The organism is Mycobacterium sp. (assembly GCF_052145595.1).
In the GTDB taxonomy this organism is placed as follows: Bacteria; Actinomycetota; Actinomycetes; order Mycobacteriales; family Mycobacteriaceae; genus Mycobacterium.
Map to the genome: position 1 here is coordinate 1 of NZ_JBKQOI010000275.1, position 13,514 is coordinate 13,514.

A 13,514-nucleotide genomic window follows, 5' to 3' on the forward strand; every position below is an offset into this window, starting at 1 on the left:
CCCATCGCGATGCCGGCCACCGGCGCCTTCAGCGGCACTCCGGCGTTGAACAGCGCCAGCGTGGACGCGCAGACCGAGCCCATCGACGTCGAGCCGTTGGAGCCCAGCGCCTCGGACACCTGCCGGATGGCGTACGGGAACTCCTCGACGCTGGGCAGCACCGGGATCAGAGCCCGCTCGGCCAGCGCGCCGTGCCCGATCTCACGCCGCTTCGGCGAGCCGACGCGGCCGGTCTCGCCGGTGGAGAACGGCGGGAAGTTGTAGTGGTGCATGTACCGCTTGGACGTTTCGGGTCCCAGCGAGTCGATCTGCTGGGCCATCTTGACCATGTCGAGCGTGGTCACACCGAGGATCTGGGTTTCGCCGCGCTGGAACAGCGCGCTGCCGTGTGCCCGCGGAACCACGGCGACCTCGGCCGACAACGCGCGAATGTCGGTGATGCCACGGCCGTCAATGCGGAAATGGTCGGTCAGGATGCGCTGCCGGACCAGCTTCTTGGTCAGTGAGCGGAACGCGGCGCTGACCTCTTTTTCACGACCCTCGTAGGTCTCGGCGAGCCGCTTCAGCACCTCGGCCTTGAGCTCGTCGGTGCGCTGGTCGCGTTCGGCCTTGCCGCCGATGCTCAACGCGGCGGCCAACTCGTCGGTGGCCACCGAGGCCACCGAGTAGTAGACATCGTCGCCGTAGTCGGGGAATGTCGGGTAGTCGCCGGTTGGTTTGGCGGCCTTGTCGGCGAGTTCCTGCTGCGCGGTACACAGCGCGGCGATGAACGGCTTGGCGGCCTCCAGGCCCTCGGCCACGATGCTTTCGGTCGGCGCCTGGGCGCCGCCCTCGACGAGTTCGATGACGTTCTCGGTGGCCTCGGCCTCGACCATCATGATGGCCACGTCACCGTCGACCTTTCGGCCGGCCATCACCATGTCGAACACGGCGCGCTCGAGCTGCTCGACGGTGGGGAACGCGACCCAGGTGCCGTCGATGAGCGCCACCCGCACACCCCCGATGGGGCCGGAGAACGGCAGGCCGCTCAGCTGGGTGGACGCCGACGCGGCGTTGATCGCCAGCACGTCGTACAGGTCGTTGGGGTCCAAGCTCAGGATCGTCACCACGATCTGGATCTCGTTGCGCAGACCGTCGACGAACGACGGGCGCAGCGGGCGGTCGATGAGCCGGCAGGTCAGGATGGCGTCGGTGGACGGGCGGCCCTCACGACGGAAGAACGAACCGGGGATGCGGCCGGCGGCATACATCCGCTCCTCGACATCGACGGTCAGCGGGAAGAAGTCGAAGTGTTCCTTCGGGCTCTTGCTGGCGGTGGTCGCCGACAGCAGCATGTTCTCGTCGTCCAGGTAAGCGACCACAGCGCCGGCGGCCTGCAGGGCCAACCGGCCGGTCTCAAAACGTACTGTCCGGGTGCCGAAGCTCCCGTTGTCGATAACGGCGGTCGCCTCGAACACGCCCTCTTCAATTTCAGCTACAGACATAGGTGTCCGTACGGCCTCTCTGGGTTATTCGGCTTTTTCGCGTCGTCACGCGCGACTTCCCAGGACAACTCACCGGCCGGGCGGGCCCGCGAGTCAACCTGGGAGCTTCCCCAAGAGCAAAGTCTGAATACGGCTACGGCCATCGATCGAAGCGGCCGACCTGCCCCAGATCCGGAGAGCCCGGCAGCCACTACCGAAGACCGCCCGATGCAGACTGGGCTGCTCCCGTCGTGACACGCTGGAACGGCACACGCGGATCTGCGCGAACCGCACCATTTGCTCGGGCCAAACCGGCCCAGAACGCTCCCACTCTACACGGGCGAAGTTTGGCCTGTTAGCGGGACATGGGATTTGCCGGGGTCAGCGGCGCAGCCCCAGCCGCTCGATGAGCGAGCGATAACGCTCGACATCGATCTGGGACACGTACTTGATCAGCCGACGCCGGCGGCCCACCAGCAGCAGCAGTCCCCGCCGTGAGTGGTGGTCATGCTTGTGCACCTTGAGGTGCTCGGTCAGGTCGGCGATCCGCTTGGTCAGCAGCGCGATCTGCGCCTCCGGGGACCCGGTGTCGGTGTCGTGCAGGCCGTATTGGCCCAGGATCTCTTTTTTCTGCTCGGCTGTAAGCGCCACGAACTATCTCCATCAATTGGTCCGCGATCATGGATTTCACAGCGCGGCCACCGCGAACCGCAGCACGCACCGATATCGTCCGGCAGTTTAGCAGCCGGACGGTGCCGGCCCCGAATCGTCGCGGTCAGTCCGTGAGCACCGCACGCGCCCGTTCGGTGTCCCTACCCATGGCGGCGATGAGATCCTTCACCGAGTCGAATTTGCGCTGCCCGCGGATGCGCGCGACGAAGTCCAACGCCACGTGCTGCCCGTACAGGTCGGCGGCGGTATCCAGGACGAACGCCTCGACGGTGCGGGTGCGTCCGGAAAAGGTCGGGTTGGTGCCGACGGACACCGCGGCCTGGTAGCGCTCGCCGGGGATGACGGTGCCGGTCACCGGTCCGTGCCCGAGCACGGTGAACCAGGCGGCATACACCCCGTCGGCCGGGATGGCCGAATACATCGGCGGCGCCACGTTCGCGGTGGGAAAACCCAGCTCGGCCCCCCGCCCGTAACCCCGGACCACGACACCCTCGACGCGATGCGGGCGGCCCAGCGCCTCCGTGGCCGCCACCATGTCGCCGGCGTCCACGCAGGACCGGATGTAGGTGGAGGAGAAGGTCACCGTTTCGTTGCTGTGGTGCTCGGACAGCAGTGATATCGACTCCACCGCGAATCCGAATCGGTCGCCGGCACGACGCAGGGTGTCGACGTTGCCGGCCGCCTTCTTGCCGAATGTGAAGTTCTCACCCACCACGACCTCCACCACGTGCAGGTTTTCCACCAGCAGCTCGTGGATGTAGCGGTCCGGCGTGAGCTTCATGAAATCGCTGGTGAACGGCATCACCAGGAAGATGTCGATGCCCATCTCCTCGGCAAGCTCGGCACGGCGGGTCAGCGTGGTCAGCTGGGCCGGGTGGCTGCCGGGATAGACCACTTCCATCGGGTGCGGGTCGAACGTCATCAGCACGGTCGGCACGCTGCGCGCGCACCCGGCCTTCACCGCGTGCGCGATTATTTCGGCGTGGCCGCGATGCACACCATCGAACACCCCGATGGTGAGCACGCACCTGCCCCAGTCCGTGGGAATCTCGTCTTGGCCGCGCCACCGCTGCACGACCGCAAGCCTACGGCGCCATGGGGGTCCATGGCGTGCCATCGAGCCTGCACTCGGCGCGCCGAAACTGCGTCTAGACCCACACTCGTCCAGTCGAGGGCACGCGCAGCGCAGGCTCGGTGGCAACGACGTGGTCAGCACAGGCGGGCGCAACCCGCAGATGAGGCGGATTAGGTCGCGGGTTGCCTAAACTCTCTGCTTGTGAGGGCTGACGACGAGCCTGGCAGTCTCACCGCGGTCGGCCAGGACTACCTGAAGGTCATCTGGAATGCCCAGGAATGGTCCCCTGAGGGAACCCCGCAGAAAGTCAGCACCAAGATGCTGGCCGACCGGATCGGGGTGTCGGCCAGCACGGCGTCGGAGTCGATCCGCAAACTCGTCGAGCAGGGCTTGGTCGACCACGAGAAGTATGGCGCGGTGACCCTGACCGAGGCGGGGCGGCGAGCGGCGCTCGAAATGGTGCGCCGGCACCGGCTGTTGGAGACTTTCCTGGTCAATGAGCTCGGCTACGCCTGGGACGAGGTGCACGACGAGGCCGAGGTGCTCGAACACGCGGTGTCGGATCGCCTGGTGGCCCGCATCGACGCCAAGCTGGGGTTCCCCCGGCGTGACCCGCACGGTGACCCCATCCCCGCCTCCGACGGGCAGGTGCCGACACCGCCCGCCCGTCAGCTCTGGGCGTGCGGCGACGGAGACACCGCGACCGTCGCACGCATCTCCGATGCCGATCCGGAAATGCTGCGCTATTTCGCCGGTGTCGGGATCATTCTCGACTCTCGGCTGCGGGTGCTGACCCGCCGAGAGTTCGCCGGCATGATCTCGGTGGCGATCGAATCCGCCGACGGGGCCGAGACCACCATCGATCTGGGCAGCCCGGCCGCCCGGGCGATCTGGGTAGTGGCTTAGCGCGTCCAGACGGCGTGACTCAGTCGGCCAGCAGGCCCTTGGCGATGTGGGTGACCTGAACCTCGTTGCTGCCGGCGTAGATCATCAGTGACTTCGCGTCGCGGGCCAGCTGTTCGACCCGGTACTCGGCCATGTAACCGTTGCCGCCGAACAGTTGCACGGCTTCCATCGCGACGTCGGTGGCGGCCTCCGACGTGTACAGCTTGATCGCCGATGCCTCGGCCAGCGTCAGCGGTTTCCCCGCCTGCTGCCGCTCGATGGTTTGAAACACCATGTTCTGCACGTTCATCCGGGCAATCTCCATTTTGGCCAGCTTGAGCTGGATCAGCTGAAACTGCCCGATGTTCTTGCCCCACAGAGTGCGGGTCTTGGCGTAATCCACGCACAGCCTGTGACATTCGTTGATGATGCCCAGCGCCATCGTCGCGATCCCGATCCGTTCGGCGGCGAAATTGGCCCGGGCATTGTCGCGGCCGTCCCCTTCGGCGTGGTGTTGGTTCTCGCCGAGCAGGCGGTCCGGGGTCAGCCGCACGTTGTCGAAGAACAATTCGCCTGTCGGCGAAGACATCATGCCCATCTTTTTGAACGGCTTGCCCTGCGTCAGACCCGGCATGCCGGAATCGAGGACGAAGATGAGCACGGGCCGGTTCCGCCGGTCCACGGTTGGATCGCCGTCGTCGAGTTTGGCGTAGACCACCAGGACGTCGGCGTAGGGCCCGTTGGTGATGAATGTCTTCTGCCCGTTGAGAATGTAGTCCTCACCGTCGCGCTTGACGTAGGTCTTCATCCCGCCGAATGCGTCCGAGCCGGAGTCCGGTTCGGTGATGGCCCACGCCGCAATCGTTTTCAACGTCATCAGGTCGGGCAACCAGCGCTCCTTTTGAGCCAGCGTGCCGCGGCTCATGATGGTCGTCGCGCCCAGGCCAAGACTGACACCGACCGTGCTCAGCAATCCGATGCTGACTCGGGCGATTTCGGAAACCAGTACTGCGACCATCGACGCCTGGGCACCCATCCCTCCCGAAGCGTCTGCGCTGTCCTGCTTTTCGTCGTGCAGCTCACCGTTTTGCTTGGCACGCTCACGTTCCAGCATTGACTTGACCGATTCGGCGGCCATCACGTCGAGCCCGAACTGGCTGAACAGCTTGCGGGCGATCGGATAGGGCGACAGCGCCCCGGATTCCAGTTCGTCCAGGTGCGGACGGATCTCCCTGTCGATGAACTGACGAACGGCATCCCGAACCATCAGATCGGTGTCGGACCACTCGATCATGTCGGTTCAGCGTTCGGCGCGCTGGTAGGCGGTGACGACGGCGGCCCCACCCAGCCCGATGTTGTGTTGCAATGCCGCGTTCACGTTGTCGACCTGGCGCTTGTCGGCGGTGCCGCGCAGCTGCCAGGTCAGTTCGGAGCACTGCGCCAGCCCGGTCGCACCCAGCGGGTGGCCCTTTGAGATAAGCCCGCCCGAGGGATTGACCACCCAGCGCCCACCGTAAGTCGTCTGATTGTCGTCGACCAGCTTGGGCGCCTCGCCCTCGCCGCACAGGCCCAGCGCCTCGTAAAGCAGCAGCTCGTTGGCGGAGAAGCAGTCGTGCAGTTCGATCACCTGGAAGTCCTCCGGACCGAGTCCGGACTGATGGTAAACCTGTTGAGCGGCTTGCACATTCATGTCGTATCCGATGATGTTGCGGGCGCTGCCGTCGAAGGTGGACGCGAAGTCGGTGGTCATCGCCTGCCCGACGATCTCCACGGCCTGCCCGGCAAGGTTGTGCCTGGCCACGTAATCCTCGCTGGCCAGCACCACCGCGGCCGAGCCGTCGGAGGTGGGCGAGCACTGCAGTTTGGTAAGCGGGTCGGAGATCATCTTGGCGGCCAGGATGTCGTCGAGCGTGTACTCCTCCTGGAACTGCGCGTACGGGTTGTTGACCGAGTGCTTGTGGTTCTTCAAACCGATCTTCGCGAAGTGCTCGGCGCTGGTGCCGTACTTCTTCATGTGCTCACGGCCGGCCGCCCCGAACATCCAGGGCGCCACCGGAAAAGCGAACTCGTCGATTTCGGCCAACGCCGAGACGTGCTTGCCCATCGGCGATTCCCGGTCGCTGGCGCCGCCACTAAGCGCCCCCGGCTGCATCTTCTCAAAGCCCAGCGCCAGCACGCAGTCCGCCAGTCCGCCGCGGATGGCCTGCGCACCCAGGTACAGCGCCGTGGACCCCGTGGAGCAGTTGTTGTTGACGTTGACGATCGGGATGCCCGTCATGCCGAGTTCGTAGAGGGCGCGCTGCCCGCTCGTGGAGTCGCCGGCCACGTAGCCGACGTAGCCCTGCTCGATCTCGCTGTACTCGATCCCGGCGTCCTGCAGCGCTTTGCTGCCCGACTCTTTGGCCATCTGCGGGTAGTCCCAGCCCTCGCGGCGGCCCGGCTTCTCGAACTTCGTCATGCCCACGCCGACGACGTAAACCTTGTTTGACCCCTTGTCGGACATGAGCGCCCCTTCTGTAACCGTAGGCCGTCTAGATACTTGGGCTCAGCCTATGCCTGCATCGTCGCCGGGCTAAACCCGACTGGCCGACTCCTCCTCAGGACGTCCCGTCCTGCATCGTCGCCGGGCTAAACCCGACTGCCCGACTCCTCCTCAGGACGTCCCGTCCTGCATCGTCGCCGGGCGTAACACCACCACCGACTTCGTCCGCGAACCCTCGTCACGCAGCAACGCGATCACTCGGCCGTCCGCGTCGCTGGCGGCGTAGACGCCGTCGATACCGGCCGGCGAAAGCGGCCGGCCGTGGCCGGTTGCCCCGGCCTCCTCGGCAGTGAGGTCGCGCCGGGGAAACATCAGCAGGCAGGCTTCATCAAGGGTCTGCGTTAGCCGGGGCCGCTCGGTCAGGTCGTCGAGTGAGCGCGCCTGGTCCAGCCCGAAGCGGCCGACGCGGGTGCGCCGCAACGACGTCAGATGTCCGCCCACTCCGAGCGCGGCGCCGAGATCGCGGGCCAGCGCACGAATGTAGGTTCCCGACGAACAGTCGACTTCGACGTCGACATCGATGACATCGTCGCCGGAGCCCGCTTTGCGGCGCGTTGCCAGCACCTCGAACCGGTCGATGCTTACCGGCCGGGCCTCGAGTTCGACGGCGTGACCCTCGCGGATTAGCCGATATGCACGACGGCCGTCCACCTTGATCGCGCTGACCGCCGACGGCACCTGCTCGATCTCACCGCGCAACCCGGCGACCGCGGCGGCGATCGCCTCATCTGTCACGTGCTCAGCCGAAACGCTGTGTAGCAGTTCGCCTTCGGCGTCCTCGGTGGAAGTGGTCTGGCCCAGCCGAATGGTGGCGGCATACGACTTCGATGCCGCCGTCAGCAGGCCAAGGATCTTGGTGGCGCGGTCGACGCCGATCACCAGAACGCCGGTGGCCATCGGGTCAAGCGTCCCCGAGTGCCCCACCCTGCGGGTGCAAAAGATGCGGCGACAGCGTGCCACGACGTCGTGACTGGTCATACCCGCCGGCTTGTCGACAACCACTATTCCGGGTCCAGTCGGGCTTTCAGTCATAACACGATCGCGGTCAGCACCAGCCCGCGGTCGACCGACCAACGGCCCCTCAGCGCGGTCAGCGGCGGACCCGCTAGGGCCTCCCCGTCGATCAGGATCTGGGAGACGAACACCCCGGCGGCTCCCACACCGGGCGGATCGAAGTCGAACACGATGTGGGCGTCCTCAAAACCCAACCAGCGCTTGGTCAACGGGAACCAGGCTTTATAGGTTGCTTCCTTGGCGCAGAACAGGATTCGGTCCCAATGCAGGCCGTCGGGCAACGCGGCGATCTCGTGGCGTTCCTCTTCAAGGGTGATCGCGTCCAGGACGCCATTCGGTAACACGTCGTGCGGCTCGGCGTCGATGCCCACCGAGCGCACCGCGCCACTGCGTCCCACCACCGCACCGCGGTAGCCGGTGCAGTGGGTGAGGCTGCCCACCACGCCGTCGGGCCAGCAGGGTTCTCCCTTGTCGCCCTTGAGGATCGGCACTGGCGGCACGCCGAGCTGGCCCAGTGCGATCCGGGCGCAGTGCCGGACGGTGATGAACTCGTCGCGCCGCTTGGCGACCGACTTGGCAATCAGCGGCTCCTCTTCGGGCAGCGGGGTCAGTCCCGGGGGGTCGGAATACACCTCCGAATACGCCAGGTCCTCCAATGCCGTATCGGGCAGCACAGACGAGACCAGCGGGCGCACCGTCATCGTGATTGTCGCTGCCGCAATCGTTCCCGGAACTGCGCATGCCGTTCCCGCATCTCGGGAGTGATCGCGAAGTGACCGCCGAAGTCGTTGAGATAGCCGGGCGCGTACTGCGGATCCGGCAATACCTGACGCAGCCAGCTGTACGGCTTGCGGCGCCGCCACTCCCGCGGGTAACCCACCGACACTTCCTCGAAGCGGACGTCGTCATACCAGGTGGTTCGCGGAATGTGTAAGTGGCCGTAAACCGAACACACGGCGTTGTAGCGGGTGTGCCAGTCCGCGGTCTTGGCGGTCCCGCACCACAGCGAGAATTCCGGGTAGAACAACGCGTCGCAGGGCTCTCGCACCATCGGGAAATGGTTCACCAGGACGGTCGGAGTCATCCAGTCCAGCTGCTCGAGCCGGGCGCGGGTGCTGGCCAGACGCTCGCGACACCAGGCCTCGCGAGTGGGGTACGGCTCAGGCGAAAGCAAAAATTCGTCGGTGGCCACCACATTGCGCTCCCGCGCGATGGCCAATCCCTCGGCTTTGGTCGCGGCCCCCTCGGGCAAGAAGGTGTAGTCGTAAAGCAGGAACATCGGCACGATCGTGGCCGGGCCACCGCGTTCGGTCCACACCGGGAAGGGATGCTCGGGCGTGACCACGCCCATCTCGTCGCACATGTTGACCAGGTAGTCGTAGCGGGCCCGGCCGAAGATCTGCATGGGATCCCGTGTGGTGGTCCACAGCTCGTGGTTGCCGGGCACCCAGATCACCTTGGCGAATCGCCTTCGCAGCAGGTCAAGTGTCCAACGGATCTCGTCGGTGCGTTCGGCGACGTCGCCGGCGACGATCAACCAATCCTCCGGCGAAGACGGGTGCAGCGATTCGGCGACCGGCTTATTGCCGAGGTGACCGGAGTGCAGGTCGGAAACCGCCCACAGCGTCGGCTGCCCCCCGCCAGTCGATTCCCGCCCGGATTTTTGCCCAGCCACGACTAACCAGCCTAACGACCCGGGTTCGAACAAGCCCTTTCACGGCCTCTTTCCGGCCCCGCGTCGCCGTCAACGTGGGGTTTCACTGTGACGCCGCGCACGCGACTTGTACACTCCCGGCAAGGGACCGCCGAGGCGTCAGGGGGTGTCGTGTTCGCCAGTATGCGTCTGATCGGCGCGCTTGGTGCGCTGGCGATCGCGATCATCGGGGGTACGGTGGGCTGGCAGAGCACCCCGCTCGCACCGGCCGGAGGCAGGCCCGTCGAGCTGCGGTCGACCGCCGAACCGATGGAGACCACGATGAAGAGCCCGATCGTGGCGACCACCGACCCGCGCCCGTTCGACGCGTGCGAGGACATCCCGTTGGACGTCGTGCAGCGACTCGGATTGGCGTTCACACCGCCCGAACACGAAGACGGACTGCGCTGCCGCTTCGACGCGGGTAATTATCAGCTGGCCGTCGAGCCGATCATCTGGCGCACCTACGAGCAGACGCTGCCCCCCGACGGCCTCGAGACGACGATCCAGGGGCACCGCGCCGCCACGTACTGGGTCCTCAAGCCGACCTATCACAACAGCTACTGGTACTTCTCCTGCATGGTGACGTTCAAGACCAGCTACGGGGTGATCCAGCAGTCGCTGTTCTACTCGACGGTCTACTCCAGCCCCGAGGTCGACTGCCCGTCCACCAACCTGCAACGGGCCAACGACCTTGCGCCCTACTACAAGTTCTAGCGCGACGCGACCGTCTTAACCTGGGCACCGTGAATACCACCTCTACCCGACCCGCGCAGCCCAAGCTGGGCGCCCTGAGACAAGCCGGCGTCCGCGCTCTTGGCCGACTGTTGGGGCTGCCGCGGGCGACCACCGATTACACCGTGGATCGCGTCCATGTGCCGACGCGCGACGGCGTCCGGCTGGTGGCTGACCACTACGTACCAAATACCTCCAGCCCCGTCGGCACCTTGCTGGTCCGCGGACCCTACGGGCGTGCGTTTCCGTTCTCGCTGGTCTATGCCAGGCTGTACGCCGCCCGCGGCTACCACGTCGTGCTGCAGAGCGTGCGCGGAACGTTCGGGTCCGGCGGGGTGTTCGAGCCGATGGTCAACGAGGCCGCCGATGGCGCCGACACGGTCGATTGGCTGCGTGAGCAGTCCTGGTTCACCGGACGATTCGCCACCGTCGGAGTGTCCTACCTGGGTTTCACCCAGTGGGCCGTGCTGCAGGATCCGCCGCCGGAACTGGCCGCGGCCGTCATCACCGCGGGCCCACACGATTTCAACGCCTCTGTGTGGGGTACCGGCTCGTTCGCCGTCAACGACTTTCTGGGCTGGAGCGACCTCGTTGCTAACCAGGAGGACCCGGCACGCATCCGGCTGGTGCTCCACCAGCCGGATGCCCAACGCAGGGTGGCTCAGGCGGTCGGTGAGGTGCCGATGGGTGCCGCAGCCCGGGCGCTGCTCGGCACGGGTGCGCCGTGGTTTGAATCGTGGGTCGAAAACTCCGACCAGAACTATCCGTTCTGGACTGCGCGGCGGTTCGGCGAGGCGCTGGACCGGGCGCAGGTGCCGGTGCTGCTCCTGGGCCGGCTGGCAAGACGTCTTCGTGCGGCAGACGCTGCAGCAGTACGCGCATCTGCGTCGGCGGGGCATCGACGTAGCGCTCACCATGGGGCCCTGGACACACACCCAACTACTCAGCAAAGGGCTGGCCATCAGCGCGCGTGAATCCCTGGACTGGCTGGACACCCACCTGGGCGGTGCGCCTGCCCTGCGCCGGCCCAGCAGGGTCCGCGTCCACGTCAACGGCCAGGGCTGGCGCAACGTGGCCGACTGGCCGCCGGCCACCACCCAACGCGCGCTGTACCTAAGGCCCGGCGGCCACCTGGGCGAGACCGCGCCAACGGGTTTAAAGGGATTGGCACCGGCAAGATTTCGCTACGACCCCGCCGACCCGACACCCACCACCGGCGGCCCGCTGCTTACCCCCAACGGCGGTTACCGTGACGACAGCCGGCTTGCGTTACGCGACGACGTGCTCGCATTCACCGGCGTCACCCTCACCCACGATCTGTACGTCTACGGAAATCCGGTCATCGAGCTCCAGCACACCTCAGACAATCCCCATGTCGACCTGTTCGTCCGGGTGAGCGAGGTCGACTCCAAAGGACGCTCGCAAAATGTCAGCGAGGGCTACCGGCGGTTGGATGCCGCGACAAAGACCGCTACAAGGACCGTCCGCATCGAACTCGACGGGACCGCACACCGCTTCCGCGCCGGCTCACGCATCCGCGTCCTGATCGCCGGTAGCTGGTTCCCCCGCTACGCGCGCAACCACGGCACCGAAGAACCATTGCTGACGGGCAGGCAGTTCAAACCGGCCACCCACTTCGTGCGCTACGGACGCTCCCGGCTGCTGCTACCCGTCGGCCCTGGCGACCTGTCAGCCGACCGCGTCGCGGACCCGGACGGCGACCTCGCTTAGCGCGGCGTCGTCGTACAGCGGCGGGACCAGTTCGGCATCGGCCGGCATCAGCGGGATCTGCACCCAGCTGGTGCAGCCCGCGTACTCGGGCGTGCGAGTGATTCGCACCGGCTCGGCCAGGGGAAGCACCGACACCACCAGGACGGCCAATTTGTGCTTGGGCCGGAAGTCGAGCCGATCGGCGCGCACCGACTCGGCGGTCCAGATATGCAGATCCTCGATCTCCGAAAGCCCATCCGGCCGGTTAACTTCCTGTGCAGCAACGACTTTCGCTGCGGCCCGCATTAGCAGGTGCTCGTCGGTGCTGTCCGCGGCCCCGGCCTCCAGCAGATCTTGATGCTCGGGTCGGACGCGCTGGGCGTGGCTGTGCGCCACCGTCGGGAACAACAAGAACTCCCGGGCCGCCAGCTCAAAGCGTTTTTCACCGATACCGCCCTTGCGCAGCAGCACCCGCTGGCGACCGTCCAGCAGCGCGTGCACTACCGCGCTCCACTCCTTCAGCGCCGGCATCGTCGCGGTCAGCGTCATGTCGGGGTCATCTCGCCGGCCAGGCGGGCCACCACCTCGGGCCGGCGCAATGGTGGGACGGTCTTCGGTGGCTGGCGTCGCGGTGGCAAAACTGCCAGCAACCGAGTGGTCGTCGCCGTGACCTCGGCGACCGCATCCTCGAACGCTTCGGCGTTGGCCGCCGACGGGCGCGTGATGCCGCTGACCTTGCGCACGTACTGGCGGGCCGCCGCCGCGATCTCCTCGGCCGTCGCCGCTGGCTGCAAGCCGCGCAGCTCGGTGATGTTCCGGCACATGCCCTCAACCATAGGCGCGGCCCGGTGGCCGACCGCGTTGGCTGCGTCCGGCACTGGCTACGGTGATGTCCATGACCGACGACATCCTGCTGATCCACACCGACGAGCGGGTGCGCACCCTGACCCTCAACCGGCCGCAATCTCGCAATGCGCTGTCCTCGGCGTTGCGGGACCGGTTTTTCGGTGCCCTGGCCGACGCGGAGACCGACGACGACGTTGACGTCGTCATCCTGACCGGCGCCGACCCGGTGTTCTGCGCGGGACTGGATCTCAAGGAGCTGGGTAGGCAGTCGGCGCTTCCGGACATCTCGCCGCGGTGGCCGTCGATGACCAAGCCGGTGATCGGCGCTATCAACGGCGCCGCGGTCACCGGCGGCCTGGAGCTGGTCCTGTACTGCGACATCGTGATCGCGTCGGAGCAGGCGCGGTTCGCCGACACTCACGCCCGGGTGGGCCTGCTGCCCACGTGGGGGCTGAGCGTGCGGTTACCGCAGAAGGTGGGCGTTGGCCTGGCCCGGCGCATGAGCCTCACCGGGGACTACCTGTCCGCCGCCGACGCGCTGCGTGCGGGTCTGGTGACCGAGGTGGTGCCGCACGACCAGCTGTTGCCCGCCGCCCTCCGGGTGGCGGCGACCATCGCCGGCAACAACCAGAGCGCGGTGCGGGCATTGCTGGCGTCCTACCACCGGATCGACGAGTCGCAGACGGGCGCGGGGCTATGGCTGGAAGCGATGGCGGCCAGACAATACCGGACCAGCGGCGACGACATCGCCGCCAACCGGGAGGCGGTGCTGCAACGCGGGCGGGCACAGGTGCGTTAGCCGCAACGGCGAGCACCAACCTGGCCGATCTCGATCACGGGCTACGACGACAGCCAATACGATCCCAACAGCAGTCACTA

At 66.6% G+C, this 13,514-nt stretch carries 13 protein-coding genes and 1 pseudogene; 4 read left to right on the plus strand and 10 right to left on the minus strand.

Annotated elements, in window-relative coordinates; genetic code table 11:
- From ACLP4W_RS23670 to ACLP4W_RS23680, 3 genes are all read right to left on the minus strand, one after another.
- A partial coding sequence (locus ACLP4W_RS23670; protein WP_442389831.1) for a polyribonucleotide nucleotidyltransferase occupies positions 1 to 1,484 on the minus strand: 1,484 nt, incomplete at its 3' end.
- Positions 1,485 to 1,844: 360 nt separating this feature from the next.
- Positions 1,845 to 2,114, minus strand: coding sequence for a 30S ribosomal protein S15 (gene rpsO, locus ACLP4W_RS23675; protein WP_442389832.1), 270 nt, complete (start codon positions 2,112 to 2,114; stop codon positions 1,845 to 1,847).
- A gap of 124 nt (positions 2,115 to 2,238) precedes the next feature.
- Positions 2,239 to 3,210: a bifunctional riboflavin kinase/FAD synthetase gene (locus tag ACLP4W_RS23680; protein ID WP_442389833.1), complete on the minus strand. Its 972-nt coding sequence runs from the start codon at positions 3,208 to 3,210 to the stop codon at positions 2,239 to 2,241.
- A 201-nt stretch (positions 3,211 to 3,411) separates the two neighbouring features.
- Here ACLP4W_RS23680 and mntR point away from each other — a divergent pair, with 201 nt between their 5' ends.
- A complete protein-coding gene (gene mntR, locus ACLP4W_RS23685; protein ID WP_442389834.1) occupies positions 3,412 to 4,116 on the plus strand; it encodes a manganese-binding transcriptional regulator MntR in 705 nt (234 codons plus the stop codon).
- Positions 4,117 to 4,135: 19 nt separating this feature from the next.
- On the opposite strand, the gene ACLP4W_RS23690 is transcribed toward mntR, so the two are convergent.
- The 5 genes from ACLP4W_RS23690 to ACLP4W_RS23710 form a co-directional block, all read right to left on the minus strand.
- Positions 4,136 to 5,389, minus strand: a complete 1,254-nt coding sequence (locus ACLP4W_RS23690; RefSeq protein WP_442389835.1) for an acyl-CoA dehydrogenase family protein — start codon at positions 5,387 to 5,389, stop codon at positions 4,136 to 4,138.
- 6 nt (positions 5,390 to 5,395) lie between these two features.
- The gene (locus tag ACLP4W_RS23695) at positions 5,396 to 6,598 is read right to left on the minus strand and encodes a lipid-transfer protein (RefSeq protein WP_442389836.1); all 1,203 of its coding nucleotides are present in this window, start codon (positions 6,596 to 6,598) and stop codon (positions 5,396 to 5,398) included.
- A gap of 150 nt (positions 6,599 to 6,748) precedes the next feature.
- Entirely contained in the window at positions 6,749 to 7,669 is a 921-nt protein-coding gene (gene truB / locus ACLP4W_RS23700) for a tRNA pseudouridine(55) synthase TruB (protein WP_442388763.1), read from the minus strand.
- Positions 7,666 to 8,352, minus strand: coding sequence for a 4'-phosphopantetheinyl transferase PptT (gene pptT / locus ACLP4W_RS23705; protein ID WP_442389837.1), 687 nt, complete (start codon positions 8,350 to 8,352; stop codon positions 7,666 to 7,668). Before pptT ends, truB begins: the two co-directional genes overlap by 4 nt.
- Positions 8,349 to 9,326 (minus strand): metallophosphoesterase family protein, encoded by a 978-nt coding sequence (locus tag ACLP4W_RS23710; RefSeq protein WP_442389838.1) that lies wholly within the window; start codon positions 9,324 to 9,326, stop codon positions 8,349 to 8,351. The genes pptT and ACLP4W_RS23710 overlap by 4 nt, the downstream gene beginning before the upstream one ends.
- A 150-nt stretch (positions 9,327 to 9,476) precedes the next feature.
- On the opposite strand from ACLP4W_RS23710, the gene ACLP4W_RS23715 reads away from it, so the two are divergent.
- The gene (locus tag ACLP4W_RS23715) at positions 9,477 to 10,061 is read left to right on the plus strand and encodes a DUF3558 domain-containing protein (RefSeq protein ID WP_442389839.1); all 585 of its coding nucleotides are present in this window, start codon (positions 9,477 to 9,479) and stop codon (positions 10,059 to 10,061) included.
- Positions 10,062 to 10,090: 29 nt separating this feature from the next.
- Positions 10,091 to 11,810 (plus strand): annotated as a pseudogene (locus ACLP4W_RS23720) (CocE/NonD family hydrolase).
- On the opposite strand, the gene ACLP4W_RS23725 reads toward ACLP4W_RS23720, so the two are convergent.
- Together ACLP4W_RS23725 and ACLP4W_RS23730 are read right to left on the minus strand one after the other, a co-directional pair.
- Positions 11,769 to 12,338 carry a DUF1802 family protein gene (locus ACLP4W_RS23725; protein ID WP_442389840.1) on the minus strand — a complete coding sequence of 190 codons (570 nt, stop codon included), beginning with the start codon at positions 12,336 to 12,338 and terminating at the stop codon, positions 11,769 to 11,771. The pseudogene ACLP4W_RS23720 and the gene ACLP4W_RS23725 sit on opposite strands and share 42 nt — an antisense overlap.
- On the minus strand, positions 12,335 to 12,613 hold the full coding sequence (locus ACLP4W_RS23730) for a DUF2277 domain-containing protein (RefSeq protein WP_442389841.1): 279 nt from the start codon (positions 12,611 to 12,613) through the stop codon (positions 12,335 to 12,337). The genes ACLP4W_RS23725 and ACLP4W_RS23730 overlap by 4 nt, the downstream gene beginning before the upstream one ends.
- A 71-nt stretch (positions 12,614 to 12,684) precedes the next feature.
- On the opposite strand from ACLP4W_RS23730, the gene ACLP4W_RS23735 reads away from it, so the two are divergent.
- On the plus strand, positions 12,685 to 13,434 hold the full coding sequence (locus ACLP4W_RS23735) for an enoyl-CoA hydratase (protein ID WP_442389842.1): 750 nt from the start codon (positions 12,685 to 12,687) through the stop codon (positions 13,432 to 13,434).
- The last annotated feature ends 80 nt before the right edge of the window (positions 13,435 to 13,514 follow it).

Excerpts from the sequence above, each read along its gene's own strand:
- ACLP4W_RS23725 (WP_442389840.1), bottom strand. The coding sequence starts at position 12,338 with ATGACGCTGACCGCGACGATGCCGGCGCTGAAGGAGTGGAGCGCGGTA.
- ACLP4W_RS23695 (WP_442389836.1), bottom strand. The coding sequence starts at position 6,598 with ATGTCCGACAAGGGGTCAAACAAGGTTTACGTCGTCGGCGTGGGCATG.
- ACLP4W_RS23730 (WP_442389841.1), bottom strand. The coding sequence starts at position 12,613 with ATGTGCCGGAACATCACCGAGCTGCGCGGCTTGCAGCCAGCGGCGACG.
- ACLP4W_RS23735 (WP_442389842.1), top strand. The coding sequence starts at position 12,685 with ATGACCGACGACATCCTGCTGATCCACACCGACGAGCGGGTGCGCACC.
- ACLP4W_RS23690 (WP_442389835.1), bottom strand. The coding sequence starts at position 5,389 with ATGATCGAGTGGTCCGACACCGATCTGATGGTTCGGGATGCCGTTCGT.
- pptT (WP_442389837.1), bottom strand. The coding sequence starts at position 8,352 with ATGACGGTGCGCCCGCTGGTCTCGTCTGTGCTGCCCGATACGGCATTG.
- truB (WP_442388763.1), bottom strand. The coding sequence starts at position 7,669 with ATGACTGAAAGCCCGACTGGACCCGGAATAGTGGTTGTCGACAAGCCG.